Raw genomic sequence first — 20,692 nt, forward strand, 5'->3', positions numbered from 1 at the left:
GGAACCGCCATGACTGCCGCTGCCGACAACCGCCTGGCCTCGCTGCTCGCCGAGTTCAAGGACCTCGAGGTCCAGATGGGCGACCCCGCCCTGCACGCCGACCCGGCGCAGGCCCGCAAGGTCGGCCGCCGCTACGCCGAGCTCTCGCCGATCGCCAAGACCGCCGAGGACATCGAGGCGGCCAAGGACGACCTGGAGACCGCCGAGGAGCTCGCCAAGGAGGACGCGGAGTTCGCCGAGGAGGCGGCGCGCCTGAAGACCCGCATCCCCGAACTGGAGGAGAAGCTCGCCGAGCTGCTGGTCCCGCGCGACCCCGACGACTCCAAGGACGTGATCATCGAGATCAAGGCCGGGGCGGGCGGCGAGGAGTCCGGGCTGTTCGCCGGGGACCTCATGCGCATGTACCTGCGCTACTTCGAGCGCCAGGGCTGGTCGGTCGAGACCCTCGAAATGGTGCCCACCGACCTCGGCGGCATCAAGGACTCCTCGATCGCGGTGCGCACCAAGGGCACTCCCGAAGGCGGCAACGGCGTGTGGTCGCGCATGAAGTTCGAGGGCGGGGTGCACCGCGTCCAGCGCGTGCCCGTGACCGAGTCGCAGGGCCGCGTCCACACTTCTGCCGCCGCCGTGACCGTGATGCCCGAGGCCGAAGAGGTCGACTTCGAGCTGAACATGAACGACGTGCGCGTGGACGTCTACCGCTCCTCGGGCCCCGGCGGCCAGTCGGTCAACACCACCGACTCCGCGGTGCGCCTCACCCACGTCCCCACCGGCGTGGTCGTGACCAGCCAGAACGAGAAGAGCCAGCTCCAGAACAAGGAGGCCGCGATCAAGGTCCTCCGCGCCCGGCTCCTTGCAAAGCAGCAGGAAGAGGCCGCCGCCGCCGCGGGCGCGGCCCGCCTCCTCCAGGTCCGCACCGCCGACCGGTCCGAGCGCATCCGCACCTACAACTTCCCGCAGAACCGCCTCACCGACCACCGCGTGGGCTTCACCGCCTACAACCTCGACCAGGTCATGGACGGCGCGCTGGACGAGGCCCTCGACGCCCTCGCCGCGGCCGACCGCGCCGAGCGCATGGCTCGCGGAACCGAATAGATGCACTGGTCCGAGGCGATCACCGAGGCCGCGAAACGGCTCGAAGCGGCAGGCGTCGACTCCCCGCGAGTCGACGCCGAGCTGCTCGCCGCCCACGTCTCCGGACGCACCCGCGCCCAGCTGCTCATCGCCGACGCCCCCGACGCGGCCCGGCTCGCCGAGTTCGACGCGCTCATCGCACGCCGCGCCACCCGCGAGCCTCTCCAGCACCTGACCGGCTCGGCCGCATTCCGCTACGGCGAGCTCGCCGTGGGCCCGGGCGTGTTCGTGCCCCGCTTCGAGACCGAACTCCTCGTCGACTGGGCCCTCACCCGCCTTCCCAAGGGCGGCACCGTGATCGACGCGTGCTCCGGTTCCGGCGCGGTCGCCCGCGCGATCGCGACCGAGCGCCCCGACGCCCGCGTCTGGGCCGTCGAAGCCGACCCCGACGCGTTCGAATGGCTCGAAGTGAACCTGCGAGACACCAAAGCGGTGCCCGTCCTCGCCGACGCCACCGCCGCCCAGACCCTGAACGAACTCGACGGGCAGGTCGACCTCGTCACCGCCAACCCGCCGTATGTGCCCTTCGAGATCGAAGTGGCGCCCGAGGTGAAGTTCGACCCCACCGGCGCGGTCTACGCCGCCGAGGCCGGGCTGGCGGTCATCCAGCCGCTGGCCGTGCGGGCCGCGGCCTGGCTGCGGCCCGGCGGCTGGTACGGCTTCGAGCACGACGACACCCACGGCACGGTCGCCCCCGAGATCCTGCGGGTCAGCGGATTCACCGATGCGGAGGACCACCTGGACCTGGCTGGGCGGCCGAGGTTCGCTACAGGAAGGCTAGGCTTGCTGCCGTGAGGCTGTTCAATTGCAGGAAGATCAAGGACCGCGCCACCGGGCTGAAGTCGGCCGCGCGGGCGGTGACCGGCGGCAGGCTGGTCGTCATCCCCACCGACACCGTCTACGGCATCGGATGCGACGCGTTCAACCACGCCGCCGTGAAGGCGCTGCTCGCCGCCAAGGGCCGCGGGAGGGACATGGCCCCACCGGTGCTCATCGGCACCAAGCGCGCGCTCGACGGGATCGCCTCCGACGTGCCGGACTCGGCCAAGGAGCTCATCGAGGCCTTCTGGCCCGGCCCGCTCACCGTGGTGGTGCCCTACACCCCGACCCTGACCTGGGACCTCGGCGACACCGACGGCACCGTGGCGGTGCGCATGCCGCTGCACCCGCTGGCGCTCGAACTGCTCAAGGAGACCGGCCCGATGGCCGTCTCCTCGGCCAACAAGCACGGCCAGCCCCCGGCCGAGACCGCCGCCGACGCGAAGGCCCAGCTGGGCACCGACGTCTCGGTGTACCTCGAAGCCGGTCCCTCCGAGGACAACCTGCCCTCCACGATCGTCGACTGCGTCGCGCACCCGCCGCAGGTCCTGCGCGAGGGCGCGCTCAGCCTGGAGCAGATCCGCAAGATCGTCCCCGACACGCTCGACCGCGACGGCTACGGCCCCGGCGAGGGTCCCGAAGACGACGAGGCCGAGCCCGAAGCTGAAGCGACCGAAACCGAGGAGACCTCGGCGTGACCGCTCCGTTCACCGTCCTGCACGTCTGCACCGGCAACATCTGCCGGTCGCCGATGTCGGAGCGGATGCTCGACGGACTCACCGGCGACGACGTGCTCAACCACGGCGCGGGCATCTCCTCGTTCCACTCCGGGGAGGGCATGTACCCCGCCTCGATGGACGAGCTTGAGGCCCGCGGCTACGACTTCGCGGGCTTCCGGGCCCGCCAGCTGGAGCGCGAGCACGTCGAGGCCTCGGACCTGGTCCTCGCCGCGACCACCGGGCACCTGGAGTACATCGCCGAGCGCTTCCCCGAAGCGGTCGCCAAGTCCTTCCTGGTGCGCAGCTTCGGGCGCGTCGCCGCCGACGTTGCGTCCGAGTTGCCGGACGGTGACGCGATCCTGCGCGGGAAGGCCCTCGTGGCGCTCGCCGAAGAGCGCCGCGGCGACTACGACGAGATCAACCTCACCGACCCGTGGGGAGCGAACCGCCGCGTCTACTCCCAGATCGCCGACCAACTCGAAGAGTCGGTCCGCGCGATCGCCAAGGCCCTGGAAGGCACGTCGTGAAGGCCGCCCGTGGATTCCTGCGCCCGTGCTTCATCGTCTCGGGGATCGTGGCGGTCCTCGCGGCCGTCATCGGCTGGCTCTGGGCCGGCGGCCCGGGCGCGTGGGCCACTCCGGCAGGAGTAGCCTTGGCCGCCTTGGGTTTCGCCGGATCGGTAGCGGCCGTGGCCTACGCCGAAAAGCTTGACCTGCGTCTCACCCTGCCTATGGCGTTGATCACCTACACGGTCAAACTCGCGGCCGCGCTCACCGCTCTGGCGGTCGTCAAATCGACCGCTCCCAATGCCCTGGTCCCGTTCGCCTGCGGCATCGTGGTCGGCGCGGTCGCCTGGCTCGCGACACAGGTCGTGTGGGCTTACAAGGCGAAGATCCCCTACATCGAACTCGGCGACCGTTCCTGACCGCGCGGTCCGGACCGTGACACGCCGTGTTTCGTTGAGGTTGACAAATCCGCACCGATGACGCTCATCTCAGCGAACCCGCTGGGCAGTTCCTGTGTAGTAGCTGTTAGAGTTCAGCTCGACATGGCCGACATGGAACCCCCCGAACGCAAGCCCCAATCCGATGGTTCGGAGATGGGTTGGCGCGCTCTGGGATATCTCCTTTCCGGAATCATCTTCTGGGGTGGACTCGGATATCTCGTCGACCTGTGGCTCGAATTGCCCAGAGTCGGGCTCCTGGTAGGGATGCTTGTCGGTGCTGGAGCGGGAATGTACCTGCTCATCAAGCAGATGTCGCCGCCGTAATTTGACCGACACTGACTGAGAGGCGTGGCTCGCGTGACCGACTCAGCCATCGTGCTGGCCGAAGGGGACTCCCACTTCCCGCCCGGACTCCACAGCTTCAACTTCGCCGACTGGTTCTCAGGGCTTTCCGGTACTGCGTTCACCAACATGATCACCACGCTCACCGTGGTCACGTTCGCGACCGCGCTGCTGTTGATCATCTTCTTCATGTGGGCTTACAGCAAGCCCCAGATCGTCCCCACCAAGAAGCAGTGGATTGCCGAGTCCGCTTACGGGTTCATCCGGAACACCGTCTCCATCGACCTCATGGGCAAGAAGGACGGCGTGCGCTTCGCCCCGTACCTCGCGACCCTCTTCGTGTTCATCCTCTTCATGAACTTCTGGGCCATCGTGCCCGGCATCCAGATCTCCCCGATGTCGCACATCGCCTTCCCGGCGACACTCGCGATCCTGTCGTGGATCATCTACGTCTGGGTCGGCATCAAGCAGCACGGCTTCGCCAAGTGGTTCAAGATGACCGTCGTGCCTCCGGGCGCCCCGGCCTTCGTCATGCCGCTGCTGGTCCCGATCGAGATCCTCCAGAACATCTTCCTGCGCCCGGTCACCCTGGCGCTGCGGCTCTTCGCGAACATGTTCGCGGGCCACCTCATCTTGCTGGTGTTCATCCTCGGCGGCTTCGAGATGCTGAACTCCGGCAACCTCTTCATCCAGGGACTGTCGGTCTTCTCGTTCGCCATGGGCATCGCGATGACGCTCTTCGAGCTCATCGTCATCCTGCTCCAGGCCTACGTCTTCACCCTGCTCACCGGGATGTACATCCAGGGGTCTCTCGCTGAGGAGCACTAGCGCTCCCCGGAACTTCCCACCCCCACCCAGATTTCGCAATTGAAGAACCTCGTGCGCGTGACGGACACGCCACGCTGAAACCTAGGAGAAAACACCATGGAAGGCTCTGTCAGCGTCATCGGTTACGGTCTCGCCGCGATCGGCCCCGGTATCGGTGTCGCCCTGATCTTCGCCGCGTGGATCACCGCCACCGCGCGTCAGCCCGAGTCGGCCGGTATCACCCGCCCGATGCTGTTCATGGGCTTCGCTCTCGTCGAGGTGCTGGCCCTGTTCGGCCTGGTCCTCGCGTTCATCAACTAGCACCCACCCACGGAGCGAACATGATTCTCGCCGCCGAAGAAGGAGGGGCAGAGATCCTCTTCCCGATCTGGCAGGAAATGCTGATCGGCGCCATCGCCTTCGGGCTGCTGTGCTTCGTGCTCATGAAGTTCGTCTTCCCCCGCATGGAGAAGACGTTCGAAGCACGAGTGGACGCGATCGAAGGCGGCATCGAGCGGGCTGAACGGGCTCAAGAAGAGGCCAATCAGACGCTCGAGGAGTACCGTCGCAAGCTCGCCACCGCGCAGGAAGAGGCCGCGTCCATCCGTGATGAGGCCCGCGCCGACGCGGTGGCGGCCAAGGAGGAGATCCTCGTCTCCGCCCGCGAAGAGGCCAACCGCGTGATCGCGGCCGGCCACGCCCAGGTCGAGGCCTCGCGCCAGCAGCTCGTTCGCGAGCTGCGCAACGAGGTCGGCAACCTGGCGGTGGACCTGGCCGGGAAGATCATCGGCCAGCGCCTCGCCGGAGACGCGGACACCACTGCGACCGTGGACCAGTTCCTCGCGCAGATCTCCGACGACACCGCCGAGACGAGCGGAGCGCGCTGATGTCGACGACTGGACGCGAAAGCATCGAGGCCGGCCGGGCCGTGCTGGAGGCTGCCGCCTCCGCAAGCTCGGCCGAGCAGCTCACCGAGTGCGGCGACCAGCTGCTGGGAGTGACGCGGTTCCTCGTCGACCAGCCTCGGCTGCGTCGCGCCCTGTCCGACCCCGCCCGTACGGCGGACGACCGGGAGGGCCTGCTCCGCGGGCTCATCGCCGGTCAAGTCGGCGCCCTCGCGATCGACGTGGTGGCCGCGCTCGTGCGCGGCCGCTGGGGAAGTCCGGCCGAACTGGTCGACGGCACCGAGCAGCTCGCCGTGAGCGCGCTGCTCCTCGCCGCCGCGAAGGACGGCACGCTCGCCAACGTCGAAGACCAGCTGTTCCGCTTCGGGCGGCTGGTCGACGGCGACGCCGACCTGGCCTCGGTCCTCGGTGCCTCCGGCACCGACCCCAAGGGCCGGGCCGAGCTGGTCGAGCGTCTGCTCGACGGCAAGGCCGAGCCGGTGACAGCGAAGCTGGCGGCCGCCGCGTGCTTCGGCATCGGCGGGCGCAGCTTCCACGCGTCGCTGGCCCACCTGGTCGAGTCCGCCGCGGCGGCGCGCGACGAGGCCGTGGCCTACGTGACCGTGGCGGCTCCGCTCGACGAGGCCGGCGAACGCCAGCTCGCGGCCAAGCTCACCTTGGTCTACGGCCGCCCGGTGGCGCTCAAGGTCACCGTCGACCCCGCGATCGTCGGGGGCATCCGGGTGCAAGTCGGCTCGGAACTGTGGGACGGCTCCGTCTCGCGCCGCCTCGACGAAGCCCGCCAAGCCTTGGCCGGACGCTGATCCAGCCGGTAACAACAGAAAGGTAAACGTTCAGATGGCTGAATTGACCATCTCCTCTGACGAGATCCGTAGCGCGCTCGACGCCTACGTCTCGTCGTACCGGCCGGAGATCACCCGCGAAGAGGTCGGTACCGTCACCTCCGCCGGCGACGGCATCGCCGTCGTGGAGGGCCTGCCGTCCGTCATGGCCAACGAGCTCCTGGAGTTCGAGGGCGGCGTGATGGGCCTGGCGCTCAACCTCGACGTGCGCGAGATCGGCGCCGTGCTCCTCGGCGACCCGACCAAGGTCGGCGAGGGCCAGCAGGTCAAGCGCACCGGCAAGGTCCTGTCCGTGCCGGTCGGCGACAAGTTCCTGGGCCGCGTCGTGGACGCCCTGGGCAACCCCATCGACGACCTCGGCGAGATCGAGGCCGAGGGTGAGCGCGAGCTCGAAGCCCAGGCCCCGAACGTCGTGAGCCGCCAGTCGGTGTCCGAGCCGGTCGAGACCGGCATCAAGGCCATCGACGCGATGACCCCCATCGGCCGCGGCCAGCGCCAGCTGATCATCGGCGACCGCAAGACCGGCAAGACGCAGGTCGCGATCGACACGATCATCAACCAGCGCGCGAACTGGGAGTCCGGCGACCCGAACAAGCAGCTTCGCTGCATCTACGTCGCGGTCGGCCAGAAGGGCTCGACCGTCGCGGGCATCAAGGGCATGCTCGAAGAGCACGGCGCGATGGAGTACACGACCATCGTGGCCGCCAACGCCGACGAGCCCGCGGGTCTGAAGTACCTGGCCCCTTACACCGGTTCGGCCATCGGCCAGCACTGGATGTACGGCGGCAAGCACGTCCTCATCGTGTTCGACGACCTGTCGAAGCAGGCCGAGGCCTACCGCACCGTGTCGCTGCTGCTGCGTCGCCCGCCGGGCCGCGAGGCCTTCCCCGGTGACGTCTTCTACCTGCACTCGCGTCTGCTCGAGCGCTGCGCGAAGCTGTCGGACGAGCTGGGCGCGGGTTCGATGACGGGTCTGCCGATCATCGAGACCAAGGCCGGCGACATCTCGCAGTTCATCCCGACCAACGTCATCTCGATCACCGACGGCCAGGTCTTCCTCGAAGAGGGCCTGTTCAACTCGGGTGTGCGCCCGGCGATCAACGTCGGTACCTCCGTCTCCCGTGTCGGTGGCGCCGCGCAGACCAAGGGTATGAAGGGCGTGGCCGGTTCGCTTCGCCTCGACCTGGCCCAGTACCGCGACCTGGAGGCCTTCGCCGCCTTCGCGTCCGACCTGGACGCCGCTTCGCGCGCCCAGCTCGACCGTGGTCTGCGGATGGTCGAACTGCTCAAGCAGGGGGTGGCCGAGCCGTACCCGATGGGCGAGGAGACCATCTCGATCTGGGCGGGCACCTCGGGCGAGCTCGACGACATCCCCGTCGGCGAGATCCGCCGCTTCGAGAACGAGTTCCTCACCTACATGCGCGCCAACCACAAGGACGTCGTGGCCCAGCTCACCGAGGGCAACACGAAGGTGGCCGGCGACATCGAGGACACCCTCAAGCGCGCGATCGCCAAGTTCAAGCAGATGTTCAAGGCCAGCGCCGACGACCTGCACGTGACCGACACCGCTGAAGACGCCCTCGAAGGCGACGTGGACGTCGAGACCGTCAAGCGCGTCAAGAAGGGTTAGCCATGTCAGCGCAGCTTCGTAGTTTGCGTAAGCGGCTGAAGTCGACCCAGTCCATCAAGAAGATCACCAAGGCGCAGGAGCTGGTCGCCACCAGCCGCATCGCCAAGGCGCAGGAACGGGTCGCGGCTTCGCTGCCGTACGCCCGCGCCATGACCTCGGTGATGACCTCGCTCGCGTCCAACGCGTCGATCAACCACCCGCTGCTCCAGCCGCGTCCCGCGGTCCGGCGCGCGGGGGTGCTGGTGATCACGGCGGACAAGGGGATGTGCGGCGGCTACAACGCCAACGTCATCCGCACCGCCGAGCAGCTGGTCTCGCGTCTCGCCGAAGAGGGCAAGGTCCCGGTGCTGTACGTCGTCGGCCGCAAGGGCGTCGACTACTACCGGTTCCGCTCCAGGCAGATCGAGCAGTCCTGGACCGGGTTCTCCCAGCAGCCGAAGGTCTCGGACGCGCAGAAGATCACCCGGACGCTGCTCACGGCGTTCATGTCCGGGGCCGACGACGAGGGTGACGACGCGGGAGCGGACGGTATCCTCGGAATCGATGAACTGCACATCGTCCACACCCGGTTCGTCTCTCTGCTGACGCAGAACCCTGAGCCGAGGCAGTTGGCCCCGCTCGAAGTCGAGGAAGTGGAGGAGCACGAGCTCGAAGAGCACGTGCTGCTCCCCGACTACGAGTTCGAGCCGAACCCGGAGGCGCTGCTCGACGCGCTGCTGCCGAAGTATCTGACGACCCGCATCTACGCGTCGTTGATCGACGCGGCGGCGAGTGAGCTGGCGGCCAAGCGCCGGGCCATGAAGGCGGCAACGGACAACGCCGAAGAATTGATCAAGACCCTGCGGCGGAGCGCGAACGCGGCGCGGCAGGCGGCGATCACGCAGGAGATCAGCGAAATCGTGGGTGGGGCCAGTGCCCTTTCCGCCGCAGGAAGAGAGTAACGATGACTGACACTCAAGGAGTGGGGCGCGTCGTACGGGTCATCGGACCGGTCGTCGACGTCGAGTTCCCGCGAAACGCCATCCCGGCGATCTTCAACGCACTCCACGTTGACGTGACCTACGGCGGCGACGTGAAGACGCTGACCCTGGAAGTGGCCCAGCACCTGGGCGACAACCAGATCCGCGGCATCTGCATGGCGCCGACGGACGGCCTCGTCCGCGGTGCCGAGGTGCGCGACACCGGCGGCCAGATCAAGGTCCCCGTCGGCGACGGCATCAAGGGCAAGGTCTTCAACGTCCTCGGCGAATGCCTCAACCTCCCCGAGGGCGAAGAGCTTCAGGCCGACGACCACTGGGAGATCCACCGCCACGCCCCGGCGTTCGCGCAGCTGGAGCCGAAGACCGAGATGCTGGAGACCGGCATCAAGGCGATCGACCTCCTCGCGCCGTACGTCAAGGGCGGCAAGATCGGCCTGTTCGGCGGCGCCGGCGTGGGCAAGACGGTGCTCATCCAGGAGATGATCATCCGTGTGGCCCAGAACTTCGGCGGGTCCTCCGTGTTCGCCGGTGTCGGCGAGCGCACCCGTGAGGGCAACGACCTCATCGCCGAGATGGACGAGGCGGGCGTGCTGCCCAAGACCTCGCTCGTCTACGGCCAGATGGACGAGCCGCCGGGGGTGCGTCTTCGCGTGGCCCTGTCGGCCCTGACGATGGCCGAGTACTTCCGCGACGTCAAGAACCAGGAGGTGCTGCTCTTCATCGACAACATCTTCCGGTTCACGCAGGCCGGTTCGGAGACCTCCGCGCTGCTGGGCCGCATGCCCTCGGCCGTGGGTTACCAGCCGACCCTCGCCGACGAGATGGGTGAGCTCCAGGAGCGCATCACCTCGCTGCGCGGTAAGGCCATCACCTCGATGCAGGCCGTGTACGTCCCCGCGGACGACTACACCGACCCGGCGCCGTTCACCGCGTTCACGCACCTGGACGCGACGACGAACCTGGAGCGGAAGATCTCCGACAAGGGCATCTACCCCGCGATCGACCCGCTGGCCTCGAACTCCCGAATCCTGGAGCCCGAGGTCGTCGGCGCCGAGCACTACGCGGTCGCCTCGCAGGTGAAGCAGATCCTCCAGAAGTACAACGAACTTCAGGACATCATCGCGATCCTCGGCATGGACGAGCTCTCCGAAGAGGACCGCCTCGTCGTGGGCCGCGCGCGCCGCATCGAGCGCTTCCTGTCGCAGAACACGTTCGCGGCGAAGCAGTTCACCGGTGTCGAGGGCTCGTTCGTCCCCGTCAAGGAGACCGTCGAGGCCTTCAAGAAGATCGCCGAAGGGGAGTACGACCACTTCCCCGAGCAGGCGTTCTTCATGTGCGGCGGCCTGGACGACCTGCACAAGAACGAAGAGGAGCTCCGCAAGAAGGGCTAACCTTCGAGCAGAGCAAGACGACGGCCCCGGAACCGAAAGGTTCCGGGGCCGTCGCGTTCCCCAGGTGCGCGGTCTCGGTCAGTCGTCGTCGTCGGACAGGAGCTTCGCGGCGGGTGCGCCGTTCGTGCAGGCGACCTCGTAGAAGAAGCCGTCGTCGTAGTCGTCATCGTCATCGTCGTCGTCACCGCTGTCGGTGAACGCGATGGTCGCCACTGCGGCGGGGCCGGGGGCGACGGGGCCGGTGCTCCAGCCCTGGGCGGGGACCCACCAGTCGAGGCGGACCTGGTCGCCTTCGCAGACGGCTTGGAAGGTGCCGCCGTCGCCGCCGAGGACGTGCCCGTCCGCCGCCGAGGGTGTGGCCTCCAACTGGCCGGTCGGCGTCTGGGACGCGGGGGATTCGGACTCCGAGGCCGACCCGGCTGGAGTGGTGCCTCGGGCGTCCTCCAAGGAAGCCAGCACGTCCTCTTGCGACATCGGCTGTTCGGGTCCCGCGAGGCTGCCGCCCTGCGCCAGGGCCACCGCGCCGATCCCCGCCGCCACCGCGACCGCCGCTGCCGCGGCCCAACCGCTCACTACCCATTTCCTCTGCATGACTCCAGCGTGCCCGAGCCGGGGTTAAGACCGCGATAAGGCCGCTCTAAGCCTGCGCGGACCACGCCCCAGGGGTGGATTCGCGGTGCCTCGGCCGCATAGCATTCCGGCCATGGCCCAACTGCTCTTGATCGAGGACGACGAGCGCGTCCGCACCGCGCTGCTGCGGTCCCTGCGCGACCTGAACCACCAGGTCGCCTCCGCGCCCGACGCGATGAGCGGGCTGCGCGCCGCGATCGACCACCGGCCCGACCTCGTCGTCCTCGACCTCGGCCTGCCCGACCTCGACGGGAGCCAGATGCTGCGCATGCTCCGCGGCGTCTCGGACGTGCCGGTGATCGTGGCGACCGCCCGCGACGACGAGGACGAGATCGTCCGCGTCCTCGGCTCGGGAGCCGACGACTACGTGGTCAAGCCCTTCACCGCCAAGCAACTCGACGCCCGCATCCAGGCGGTCCTGCGACGCGTCGGCGGCGGCGCGGCCCCGCAGGACGCCACGGTTGCTTTGGGGCCCTTGCGCATCGACCCGCGAGGCCGATCCGCACGGCTCGACGGCGTCGCGCTCGAACTGAGCCCCAAGGAATTCGACCTGCTGCACTACCTCGCCGCCCGGGCCGGCGAGGTGGTCGCGAAGCGCCAGCTGCTCACCGACGTGTGGAACCTCCCGTTCGGCGGCGCCGACAAGACCGTCGACGTGCACCTGGCCTGGCTGCGGCGCAAGCTCGGGGAGACCGCACAGGCGCCGAGGTTCCTGCACACCGTGCGCGGCGTGGGCGTCAAGCTCGTCGACCCGACCGAAGGGAGCGCGACGTGAAGGCCCGCCTGACCCTCCTGGTAGCCGCCACGGCCACCATGATCCTCCTGGCATTCGCGATCCCCATGGGCATCCTGCTGCGCAACAGCGCCGCCCAGCACGCCATCGACACCGCCGAGCAGGAGGGCCAACTGCTGACACCGGTCATCATCGGCGGCGACGTCGCCCAAGTCGAGGCCACACTCCAGAACCTCAACATGGAGTCGCAGCACCCGGTCACCGTGTTCTGGCCCGACGGGACGGTCTCGGGCGCCGAGGCGCCCCGCTCGGCCGCGGTCGACCTGGCCGCCACGGGGCAGTCCCTGACCGCCGCGACCGACGGCGGGCGGGAGATCCTGTTCGGCGTCGGACTCGCCGAGGGCACCGCGGTCATCCGCGTCCTGGTCACCGACGAGCAGCTCACCGACGGCGTAGCCGAGTCCTGGCTGCTGCTCGGCACGATCGCATTGGCGCTCTTGGGCGTCGGACTGCTGCTCGCGGCCCGGCTGGCCCGGGTGCTGCTCGTGCCGCTGAGCGACCTCTCGGCCGTGTCGCACCGGCTCGCCGGAGGCGACCTGGAGGCCCGCGCGGAGGCCAGCGGTCCGGAAGAGCTGAGCGAGGTCGGCCGCGCCCTCAACACGCTCGCCGACCGCATCAAGGACCTCCTCGAAGCCGAACGCGAACGCGTCGCCGACCTCTCCCACCGGCTCCGCACCCCGCTGACGGTGCTGCGCCTGGAGTCCGAAGCCCTGCGCGACCCCGCCGAGCGGGCCACGATCGAGCAGGCCGTCGGCGAGGTCGAGCGCTCGGTGAACCTGGCGATCGAGGACGCCCGCAAGCCCGCCGAGGCCGGGACCTGCGACGCGGCCGCGGTGGTCGCCGAGCGGGTCGGGTTCTGGTCGGCGCTGGCCGAGGACACCGCCCGCGAGTGCCGGGTCCGGCTGGCGCCCGGGCCGCTGCCGGTCCAACTGTCGGCCGCTGACCTCGCCGCCGCCATGGACTCCCTGCTCGCCAACGTCTTCGCGCACACCCCGGACGGCACCGCGTTCGAGGTCCGGTTGACGCCGCGCTATGAAGGCGGTGCGACGGTCGACGTGATCGACGAGGGCCCGGGCCTGCCGAGCCTCGGCGTGTTCCAAAGAGGCGCCAGCGAAGGCGGTTCGACGGGGCTGGGCCTCGACATCGCCCGCCGCGCCGCCGCGGCCTCGGGCGGCCAGCTCGTGTTCGGCCAGGGTCCTGATGGTGCGGGCGCGCTCATCAGGCTCGAACTCGGCTGATCCCGAAGCATTCGCGCATGGCTCGCGACCACGGGTTCGCGCGCGTCCCGGGGGTGAGGGCCGCGACGGCGATGCAGTACTTCGAGACCGACGCGGGCCGCGCGCCCAGTTCCCACAGGAGGCGGTCGGCCGGGCCGCCCGGCTTGGCGGCCTTGACCTCGACGAGGCACAGTGGCCGCGCCGCGACCGTCCCCCAGCCGGTGACGCACCGCAGGTCCTCGTCGCAGGTGATCCGGGAGCCCTCGCGCGGGTTCACCAGGGTGTGCCGCCGGTAGTCGGTGCGCAGCCGCGCCTCCAGCCCCGGCGGCACTGCCGTCCCGTACGCGTTCCACAGAGCCTGGGCCAGGTACGCGGCGGCCTCGGGGGTGATCCTGGCCGCGTCGGCGGCCCGGTACGGGAGCCGTTCCTTCACCGTGTTCTGCCGCGCGCCTTTGAGTTTCACCTCGAACGCGCACTCCCCGGAGTCGGCGTAGGTGCGGGTGCGCACTTTGAAGCGCCGCCGCCGTCCTTGCAGGTGCTGCCGGTACGTCAGCAGGTCCGGGGTGTCGAAGTACACCGACTCGTACGCGAAGCGCCGCCTGCCGCCGATGTCGAGGCACGACCACGCGCCGGTGGCCGCGAGCACCTCGCGGAACCGCGCGTACGCGTCGGGGCGCAGCAGGTACTTCGTGTCCACTCGGGTCTGGAGGTCGGCGGCGGCCAGGACCTCGGCGAGCCCGAGCCCCGCGAACGCGTCGAGGCCGCTCATCGGGTCCTCGCCAGCGGCAGTGTGCGGGTGCTCGCGCCGGTCGCGGCGTGCGGCTGGAACCGCACGTCCACGGTCATGGTCTCGCGCACGTAGTCGGCGTCGATCACCTCGAACTTGCGCACCGCGCCATCGAGTCGCCGTTCCAGGTCCTCGCGCAGCCGTGCCTCGTCGCGGTGGACGGTGTCGAGGATGAGGACGCGGTGGCGCGAGCGGTTCGCCAGGCGCGGGTGGTCGGCGATGAACATGGTGAGCACCAGGAGCGCGCTCAGTCCGATCATGACCACCGGGCGGGACGAGCCGATCCCGTTGATCAGGCCCAGCGCGAGCGCCGTGAAGTAGTACCCCACGTCGCGCTGCGAGATCTGGTCGGAGCGCAGCCGCAGGATCGACAGGACCCCGAAGAGCCCGAAGGCGAGCCCGAGGCTCACCTGCTGGGCGAGCATGAGCGCCGAGACGGCGAACACCCCCACGTTCAGGGCCACGTAGGCCAGCGCCAGGTCGGTGCGGTGGTGTCGACGGTAGTAGATCGGGTAGGCGAGCACGGTGATCGCGAACAGGTCCAGGGGCAATGCGAGTGCGAGCGCGAGACTCAACGGGTCCTCCTCGGTTGCGGCGGTTGCATGTGGAGAACCGTATGGGCGTCGAGGTTAAGACTCCGCTAAGCGGTGAATAAAGGGCGGACAGCAGGTGAATCGCAGGCGTGACCCGTTGCGGGCCTGGCGGGTCAGATGCCGCGGCCTCTTCTGTGGAGGGCCGCCATCACCGCTGGGACGCCGACGATGCCCGCCGCCGCCGCTGCCGCGACCGCCGCCCTGGGTTCGCTCGGGTTGGCCTTGGTGGCTCGCACGGCCCAGCGCAGTGCCTCTTTGCGGTCGCCGATGGCCGCGTGCCAGCACGCGATCTGGCCGTAGACGCGCGCGGCGCCCTCGGGGCTGCCGTGGATCTCGGGGTGGCGGTCGAGGATCCACCGCAGCGAGGAGATCTTGGTGTCCCAACGGGTCTCGAAGTGCGAGCCGGCCCAGTTGACGAGCGCGTAGGGCACATCGACGTGCGCGATGGGCCGCCGCCTGGAGGCGCGCAGCAGCATGTCCCAGTCCTCGTTCTGGCTGCCCGGCGCGTCTTCGGCCACGAGGCCGAGCCCGCCCAGGAGCGCCGAACGGCGGAAGATGAACGTGGACGAGTGCAGCATCATCATCCGCGACCTGAGCAGGTCGGCGTGCCGCACCATGGTCTTCTGCGCCAGGCGCGAGTTGCGCCGCCCCCGGTAGTCGACCTCGATCGCGGTGGTGCACAGCTCGGCCTCGGTGCCCAGGGCCGCGACCTGCGCGGCGAGCTTCCCGGGGAGCCATTCGTCGTCGTCGTCGAGGAACGCCACCAGATCCGTGTCCAGCGCGGTGATCCCGGTGTTGCGGGCCCCCGCGAGCCCGGGGGTGCGGTCGTTCTTGACCACCCGCACCGGCCGGTTCCCCTCGGCCGCGATGCTCTCGTCGGGTTTGGCGCGGTCGTAGACCACGACCACCTCGATCGAGCCGGGGTAGAACTGGGTCAGCACCGACCGCAGCGCGGCCCGCATCTGCTGCGGACGGTCGTGCGTGGGGATCACGACCCCCACCGAAGGCCAGTCAGTCATGCGCGGCAACCTCCTCGCGAGCGGGTTCCTCCTCGGCCGGGGCGTCCTCGTCGAGGTACCCGTACCGGCCCAGGAGCGGGCGGGTGAGTGTGGAGACCATGCGGCGGGTGCCGTCGGGCAGGTCCTCGGTCCAGGCCTCGTCGGGCCGGATCGGGATGCGCCCCACGGTGAACCGCATCGGGTTCCCCGCGGCCGAGTGGCTCGGCCCCAGGTCGGCCCAGCCGTCCCCGATGAAGTTGAAGTCGGCGTCGACCAGGTCGAGCCCGCAGAACCGGGCCAGCGAGGCCATGACCTTCCGCGGCCGTTGGATGATCCGCTCGTACCGAACCCGCCGCACCGGCACCCCGCGCCGCGCCAGCAGGCTGAACGCCGCGTTCTGCGCGTTCCACAGCAGCGCGGCCTTCGCGGGGGAATAGCGGGTCATCTCGTCGCCCGTAGGGGACTCGGGGCGCCGCACCTGCTTGGTCCACGAGTACGCGACCCCGCGCGAGTCGCGCACCACGTGCAGCACCCGCAGGTCGATCCGCGGCGACCACCGCAGGCAGTACGCGAGCGACGCGTGCTTCGAGGAGTCGACCACCACCTGCGCCCGGGTGTCCTTGGCCGCGGCGGTGTAGATCTTCTCGAAGTACTCGGCGTACTCGGTCACCAGCTGGTGCTGCGCCGGAGCGAGCCGCTTGGACGCGAGCGCCGGGATGTGCCTGGTGCGATCCACCGTGGACTTCAAGGCGTTGAGCCTGGCCACGTCCACCTCATCCCAGGACCCGAACGCGCGGGCGCCGATGCGTTGCCAGAACTCGCAGTGGGAGAAGGTGGCGCCGCACGCGCACATCTCGTTCCCCACCAGGTCCCGCTCCCACAGATGGGTGATCTCGCCGAGCGGGACCACGCCCGGGAGCTGGCCCAGCAGCCGCTCCAGGAGGGTGGTGCCGCTGCGCCCGAGCCCACCGATGAACACCACTTTGACGCGGTCCTCGGACTGCTCGGCCGTATCGGCGATCTTCCCGCTCACTGCAACCTCGCTCATCCTCGGTGTCCCCTGATGCCCGTATAACGACCCGGGAGGGGGTGGGGGACACGCCCTGCGCTGAAAATTCCCGGAAAAACGCGCCCGGGCCCTTAGCCTCTGATCCCATGGAGCGCTTTGGCCCCGCGCGCGCGGACCGTCCCGGCGGCGCCTCGCGCCCCCGCATCCGCTTGGGCGGCATCGGCATCGACCCCGTCACCGAGTCCGAAGCGGTCGGTCGCGTCCTCGAAGCGTTCGAATCGGGAGACGGCGGCCACATCGTCACCCCGAACGTGGACATCCTCGCCACCGCGCGCCGCCGCCCCGAGCTGCGGGCCGTGATCGAACGGGCCGAGCTCGTGGTAGCCGACGGCGCCCCCCTGGTGTGGGCCGCGGGCCTCGCCAAGACCCCGCTGCCCGAACGCGTCGCCGGGTCCGACCTGGTGTGGAGCCTCGCCGAGGCCGCCGCCGAGCGGGGCCTTCGCCTCGCGCTCCTCGGCGGTACCCCCGACAGCGCCGCCCGGCCCACCGAAAGGGCCGTCGAGGTCCTCGAAGAGCGCCACCCCGGACTCAAGGTCGTGGGCGCCTGGTGCCCCCCGATGGGCTTCTCCGAGGACGAGGCGCACTGGAACGCGCTGGTCGAACGCGTCCAGGCCGCCGCCCCCGACCTCGTCTACGTGGGCCTGGGCTTCCCCAAGCAGGAGTTCGTGATCGAGCGCCTGCGACGCGAGGCCCCCAAGGCCTGGTTCCTCGGGTGCGGCGCGAGCATCGACTTCATCGCCGGGTACCGCCGCCGCGCTCCGAAGTGGATGCAGCGCAGCGGCACCGAGTGGCTGTTCCGGATGTGCTCCGAACCGCGCCGCCTAGTCCGCCGCTACCTGCGCGACGACGTCCCCGAGGCCCTGCGGCTCCTGGCCGCGGCCCTGCGCGAACGCCGCCGCTGACGGCGGTTCGGGACACACCTGAACCGCCCCGTTCCCGCGCGAAGGACGGCGGCTGCATTGCGCCGCTACCTGCGCGAACGCCGCCGCTGACACTCAACGCCTGCGCGCGATGTACACCACGTCGGTGGCCCACCGCGACAGCGGCGAGGCCAACACCGCGTCGGCGGCCTTCGACCCCAGGCCCCACGGGGCGCGGTAGCACCCTTGCGTGAACAGCGTGAAGCCCTGCATCCCGACGAGGTCGAACCCGTGCCGGTCGAACAGCTCCCGCATCTCGGTGTGGGACAGCTCCTGGAACCACGTGCTCGCGTCCAGGCGCCCGAAGGTCTTGCGCAGGTGCCGCAGCGAGGTCGCGTTGCCGTGGTTCTCCACCAGCAGCAGCCCCGCGTCGGCGTCGGGCAGCGCCATCGCCGCGAAGTCCATCAGCTGGTCCCGCAGGTGCAGGTCGACGTTGAGCACGAACCGGAACGCCGTCACCAGCGCCTGCCGACCCGTCTCCGTCTCGGGCACCGCGAACCCGGGCCGCACCAGGTGCGCATGCCCGGGAGTCCCGAGCTCGCGTCCCTTCTGGAGCATCGCCTCGGACGTGTCGTAGCCGTGCGAGACCGACACGAGCCCGGCCAGCATCCGCGAGACCCTGCCGGTGCCGCACGCGAAGTCGTGGTGCGCCGGCGGCGACGCGAACGCGTTGGGCACGAAGCCGCGCAGCCAACTGGCCTGGCGGCCGGAGACGATGGAGGAGAACGTGCCGGGCGCATACGTGCGCTCGGCGTACTTCTCCACCGCAGTCGGGTCCTGGAACACCTCGGTGTAGTTGCTCGCCACGAGTTCCCCTCAAAGTTCGGAGTGTCAGATCCTGGTCCGGTAGCGCAGCAGCACCACCGCCCACGCGAGGCCCGCGGCTGCCAGCGCGGCCAGCGTCCACTGCGGGCCGAACGGCGACGCCGCGAGCGGCAGGACCCCGAATCCGAGCCCGGCCGCCAGCAGCGCCCGCCTCGTCAACGCCCCGAACGGGTGCAGGCCGAACGCACGCCACAACTGCGCGAGTGGAACCAAATTATTGACCAGGACGGCCGCCGACCACGCGATCGCCGCGCCGACGACACCCATAGTGGGGATCAACGCCAGGTTCAACCCCACGTTGACGACGAGTGAAATCGAGACGTCGATCAGCTGCCACGAGGTCTTCCCGGCCATCGACAGCATCGAGTCGACCACGCCGCACGCCGAGCTGATCATCATGGCCGGCACCAGGATCCACACCACCAGCCGCGCCTCCTCGGAGGCGTACCCGCCGCCGAACAGCTGGAGATACCAGTCGGCGAGCAGGCCCACCGCGAGGTACACCGGCCAGGTGACGGCCACGATCCACGACGTCGACTCCTGGTAGAGCTCGCGGGCCGCGCCCGGGTTCCCCGCCGCCATCGCCGCGGCCGCCCTCGGCTGCACCGCCTGCCCGACCGCGCCCGAGGCCATCTGGCCCACGATCACGAACCGGGTCGCGACCGTGTACACCGCGGCCGGGCCGAGCCCGGCGAGCGCGGCGACCATGATGATGTCCAACCGCTGCAATCCGAGCTGGGCGACCCCCGCGGCCGCCCTCGGTGCGGTGAACCCCCAGAACGCGCGGGCCGAGACCCGGTCGGGGAACGCGGCCGGACCCGAGGCCCGGTGCCGCCTGAGCAGATACCACCCGGCGGCGGCCGCCGCGGGCAGGTACGGCAGCGCCCACGCGAACGTGATCGTCATCGCCGACGCCGTGCCCGCCAGGGCGATCGCGCCGAGCCCTATCAACTGCGCCACAGTGCGGCCGATCTTGTCGATCATCACCGAAGGACCCATGATCCGGTAGCCGCGCGTGGCCGCCAGGAGCGCTTCCATCGCGACCGACGCGGGCAGGAACACCGCGATGAGCCGCACCAGGTCCGGCTGCCCGAACATCGGCGCGGCCAACAGCAGCGCCAGCGCCGCCCCCATCGAGGCGATCGCCGCGGGCCACAGGCCCAGCCGGAGCACCGACCCGATCGCGCCGTCGCGCCCGTTCTTGTGCAGCCGCGCCACCCAGTACACGAGCCCGGTGGGCGTCCCCAGCCGCGAGATCGCCCCCGCCAGCAGGAACACCGACATCGCCGCGAAGAACGCCCCGGCCTCGGCCGGGGACAGCGCCACGGCCGCGAGCCACGTGACGGCCAGCCCGCCGAGCCCCGAGAACGCCGCGCCCAGCAGGTTCGCGAGCCCGCCGCGCGCGGTCCCGCGCAGCTCCTCGCGCTCCTCTTCGGCCGCTACCGCGGTCAGCGCCGCCAACTCGGCACGCCCCCAAGCCAGTCCGCGAGCCGCTCGTCATACGGCTCGAAGTGATCGGTCAAGCGCCCCCGCAATTCGTCCGACATCGGCGAGGGCCGCCCCCGCGCGTTGTGCCGCGCGAACGCGAACTCGGTCATCCACGGCAGCCCCAGGAACCGCAGGACCCGCTCGAACGCGTCCTCGGGCCGGGTGAAGAACTCGCCGGAGTCGAGCACGAGCACCCGGTCCCGACCCACCAGCTCCGCAAGCGGCTCAAGGTAATCGGTGTACTGCCCCCGCGCGGTGTAGGCGTGGTGCTGATGGTCGAAGCTGTACAGGTTCGCGTCCTTGCGCAGCCGCTCCTCGACCCCGTCCAGACGCGCCTGTTCCGCTGCCACGGCCTCGGCGAAGTCGGCCACCGGCTCGAACCCGCGCGCCACCTCGTGCGCGTGGTGCGACCACGCCCGCTCCACCGGGTCCCGCACCAGCACGATCACCTTCACCCCGGGCAGGTCCCGCGCGAACCGCTCGGCCGCCAGCGGGTGGTACAGGTAGTACGGACTCGACTCGAACGCGATCGGGGCCAGCCCGGTGCCCTCGGCGATCCGCGAGGCCCGCGCCTCCATCGGGAAGTGCCCCCGGTACCACGCCTGGCCCCGGTCGTAGTTGGTGTCGAAGTAGTGGACGCCCTTGTGGAACACCGGCTTCAGGATCGCCGGGTGCTGCGACAGGGCCCGGTACAGCGACGTGGTGCCGCAGCGCTGCCCGCCGCAGATCAACAGGCCCGGCAGCATCCGCGAGGACGCCGTCAACCGCCCGAACGTGCGCGACGAGTGCCCCACGACCGATTTCAACCGGCCCGGGATGCGCTCGCGCAGGCTCCGCTGGCTCACTTGTTCCTCCTC

Annotated in this window: 24 protein-coding genes; 16 read left to right on the forward strand and 8 right to left on the reverse strand. The window is 69.9% G+C overall.

Annotated features, from left to right (window positions below; all coding sequences use genetic code 11):
- Positions 1 to 9: 9 nt before the first annotated feature.
- The 13 genes from prfA to atpD all read left to right on the forward strand — a co-directional run bounded on the left by prfA (position 10) and on the right by atpD (position 10,515).
- On the forward strand, positions 10 to 1,095 hold the full coding sequence (gene prfA, locus AB0B28_RS09290) for a peptide chain release factor 1 (RefSeq protein WP_360118924.1): 1,086 nt from the start codon (positions 10 to 12) through the stop codon (positions 1,093 to 1,095).
- Entirely contained in the window at positions 1,096 to 1,929 is an 834-nt protein-coding gene (gene prmC / locus AB0B28_RS09295; RefSeq protein ID WP_360118926.1) for a peptide chain release factor N(5)-glutamine methyltransferase, read from the forward strand. It abuts the gene before it with no gap.
- Positions 1,926 to 2,651, forward strand: coding sequence for an L-threonylcarbamoyladenylate synthase (locus tag AB0B28_RS09300; RefSeq protein ID WP_360118928.1), 726 nt, complete (start codon positions 1,926 to 1,928; stop codon positions 2,649 to 2,651). Before prmC ends, AB0B28_RS09300 begins: the two co-directional genes overlap by 4 nt.
- Entirely contained in the window at positions 2,648 to 3,199 is a 552-nt protein-coding gene (locus AB0B28_RS09305) for a phosphotyrosine protein phosphatase (RefSeq protein WP_360118930.1), read from the forward strand. Before AB0B28_RS09300 ends, AB0B28_RS09305 begins: the two co-directional genes overlap by 4 nt.
- Positions 3,196 to 3,597 (forward strand): hypothetical protein, encoded by a 402-nt coding sequence (locus tag AB0B28_RS09310; protein ID WP_360118932.1) that lies wholly within the window; start codon positions 3,196 to 3,198, stop codon positions 3,595 to 3,597. Before AB0B28_RS09305 ends, AB0B28_RS09310 begins: the two co-directional genes overlap by 4 nt.
- A 123-nt stretch (positions 3,598 to 3,720) precedes the next feature.
- On the forward strand, positions 3,721 to 3,942 hold the full coding sequence (locus AB0B28_RS09315; protein ID WP_360118934.1) for an AtpZ/AtpI family protein: 222 nt from the start codon (positions 3,721 to 3,723) through the stop codon (positions 3,940 to 3,942).
- Between the two features lie 33 nt (positions 3,943 to 3,975).
- On the forward strand, positions 3,976 to 4,788 hold the full coding sequence (atpB, locus tag AB0B28_RS09320; RefSeq protein WP_360118936.1) for a F0F1 ATP synthase subunit A: 813 nt from the start codon (positions 3,976 to 3,978) through the stop codon (positions 4,786 to 4,788).
- A 96-nt stretch (positions 4,789 to 4,884) separates the two neighbouring features.
- Positions 4,885 to 5,088: a F0F1 ATP synthase subunit C gene (locus tag AB0B28_RS09325; RefSeq protein WP_125246947.1), complete on the forward strand. Its 204-nt coding sequence runs from the start codon at positions 4,885 to 4,887 to the stop codon at positions 5,086 to 5,088.
- Positions 5,089 to 5,108: 20 nt separating this feature from the next.
- Complete coding sequence (locus tag AB0B28_RS09330) at positions 5,109 to 5,654, forward strand: F0F1 ATP synthase subunit B (protein ID WP_360118938.1); 546 nt, start codon at positions 5,109 to 5,111, stop codon at positions 5,652 to 5,654.
- Positions 5,654 to 6,475: a F0F1 ATP synthase subunit delta gene (locus AB0B28_RS09335; RefSeq protein WP_360118940.1), complete on the forward strand. Its 822-nt coding sequence runs from the start codon at positions 5,654 to 5,656 to the stop codon at positions 6,473 to 6,475. The genes AB0B28_RS09330 and AB0B28_RS09335 overlap by 1 nt, the downstream gene beginning before the upstream one ends.
- A gap of 34 nt (positions 6,476 to 6,509) precedes the next feature.
- Positions 6,510 to 8,144, forward strand: a complete 1,635-nt coding sequence (gene atpA, locus AB0B28_RS09340) for a F0F1 ATP synthase subunit alpha (RefSeq protein WP_360118943.1) — start codon at positions 6,510 to 6,512, stop codon at positions 8,142 to 8,144.
- Positions 8,145 to 8,146: 2 nt separating this feature from the next.
- Positions 8,147 to 9,085, forward strand: coding sequence for a F0F1 ATP synthase subunit gamma (locus tag AB0B28_RS09345; protein WP_360118945.1), 939 nt, complete (start codon positions 8,147 to 8,149; stop codon positions 9,083 to 9,085).
- A gap of 2 nt (positions 9,086 to 9,087) precedes the next feature.
- Positions 9,088 to 10,515 carry a F0F1 ATP synthase subunit beta gene (gene atpD / locus AB0B28_RS09350; protein WP_360118947.1) on the forward strand — a complete coding sequence of 476 codons (1,428 nt, stop codon included), beginning with the start codon at positions 9,088 to 9,090 and terminating at the stop codon, positions 10,513 to 10,515.
- A gap of 78 nt (positions 10,516 to 10,593) precedes the next feature.
- On the opposite strand, the gene AB0B28_RS09355 is transcribed toward atpD, so the two are convergent.
- On the reverse strand, positions 10,594 to 11,106 hold the full coding sequence (locus AB0B28_RS09355; RefSeq protein WP_360118949.1) for a hypothetical protein: 513 nt from the start codon (positions 11,104 to 11,106) through the stop codon (positions 10,594 to 10,596).
- A gap of 112 nt (positions 11,107 to 11,218) precedes the next feature.
- Here AB0B28_RS09355 and AB0B28_RS09360 point away from each other — a divergent pair, with 112 nt between their 5' ends.
- Both AB0B28_RS09360 and AB0B28_RS09365 read left to right on the forward strand, forming a co-directional pair.
- Entirely contained in the window at positions 11,219 to 11,920 is a 702-nt protein-coding gene (locus AB0B28_RS09360; protein ID WP_360118951.1) for a response regulator transcription factor, read from the forward strand.
- Complete coding sequence (locus AB0B28_RS09365) at positions 11,917 to 13,176, forward strand: HAMP domain-containing sensor histidine kinase (RefSeq protein ID WP_360118953.1); 1,260 nt, start codon at positions 11,917 to 11,919, stop codon at positions 13,174 to 13,176. Before AB0B28_RS09360 ends, AB0B28_RS09365 begins: the two co-directional genes overlap by 4 nt.
- Here the strand turns inward: AB0B28_RS09365 and AB0B28_RS09370 are convergent.
- The 4 genes from AB0B28_RS09370 to AB0B28_RS09385 all read right to left on the reverse strand — a co-directional run bounded on the left by AB0B28_RS09370 (position 13,157) and on the right by AB0B28_RS09385 (position 16,581).
- Positions 13,157 to 13,924 (reverse strand): polyphosphate polymerase domain-containing protein, encoded by a 768-nt coding sequence (locus AB0B28_RS09370; protein WP_360118955.1) that lies wholly within the window; start codon positions 13,922 to 13,924, stop codon positions 13,157 to 13,159. The genes AB0B28_RS09365 and AB0B28_RS09370 overlap by 20 nt on opposite strands.
- A complete protein-coding gene (locus AB0B28_RS09375; RefSeq protein WP_360118957.1) occupies positions 13,921 to 14,517 on the reverse strand; it encodes a DUF4956 domain-containing protein in 597 nt (198 codons plus the stop codon). Before AB0B28_RS09375 ends, AB0B28_RS09370 begins: the two co-directional genes overlap by 4 nt.
- Positions 14,518 to 14,648: 131 nt before the next feature.
- Positions 14,649 to 15,554: a glycosyltransferase family 2 protein gene (locus AB0B28_RS09380; RefSeq protein WP_360118959.1), complete on the reverse strand. Its 906-nt coding sequence runs from the start codon at positions 15,552 to 15,554 to the stop codon at positions 14,649 to 14,651.
- A complete protein-coding gene (locus tag AB0B28_RS09385; protein WP_360118961.1) occupies positions 15,547 to 16,581 on the reverse strand; it encodes a sulfotransferase in 1,035 nt (344 codons plus the stop codon). The genes AB0B28_RS09380 and AB0B28_RS09385 overlap by 8 nt, the downstream gene beginning before the upstream one ends.
- Positions 16,582 to 16,688: 107 nt before the next feature.
- Here AB0B28_RS09385 and AB0B28_RS09390 point away from each other — a divergent pair, with 107 nt between their 5' ends.
- On the forward strand, positions 16,689 to 17,504 hold the full coding sequence (locus tag AB0B28_RS09390; RefSeq protein ID WP_360118963.1) for a WecB/TagA/CpsF family glycosyltransferase: 816 nt from the start codon (positions 16,689 to 16,691) through the stop codon (positions 17,502 to 17,504).
- Positions 17,505 to 17,597: 93 nt separating this feature from the next.
- Here AB0B28_RS09390 and AB0B28_RS09395 read toward each other — a convergent pair whose 3' ends face one another.
- From AB0B28_RS09395 to AB0B28_RS09405, 3 genes are read right to left on the reverse strand one after another with little or no spacing between them, the layout of a single operon-like run.
- Positions 17,598 to 18,329 carry a class I SAM-dependent methyltransferase gene (locus AB0B28_RS09395; RefSeq protein WP_360118965.1) on the reverse strand — a complete coding sequence of 244 codons (732 nt, stop codon included), beginning with the start codon at positions 18,327 to 18,329 and terminating at the stop codon, positions 17,598 to 17,600.
- A gap of 24 nt (positions 18,330 to 18,353) precedes the next feature.
- Positions 18,354 to 19,808 (reverse strand): polysaccharide biosynthesis C-terminal domain-containing protein, encoded by a 1,455-nt coding sequence (locus tag AB0B28_RS09400; protein ID WP_360118967.1) that lies wholly within the window; start codon positions 19,806 to 19,808, stop codon positions 18,354 to 18,356.
- Entirely contained in the window at positions 19,796 to 20,680 is an 885-nt protein-coding gene (locus tag AB0B28_RS09405) for a sulfotransferase (protein ID WP_360118969.1), read from the reverse strand. The genes AB0B28_RS09400 and AB0B28_RS09405 overlap by 13 nt, the downstream gene beginning before the upstream one ends.
- Positions 20,681 to 20,692: the final 12 nt, after the last annotated feature.

This window comes from Glycomyces sp. NPDC046736, assembly GCF_040645615.1.
GTDB lineage: Bacteria > Actinomycetota > Actinomycetes > Mycobacteriales > Micromonosporaceae > Glycomyces.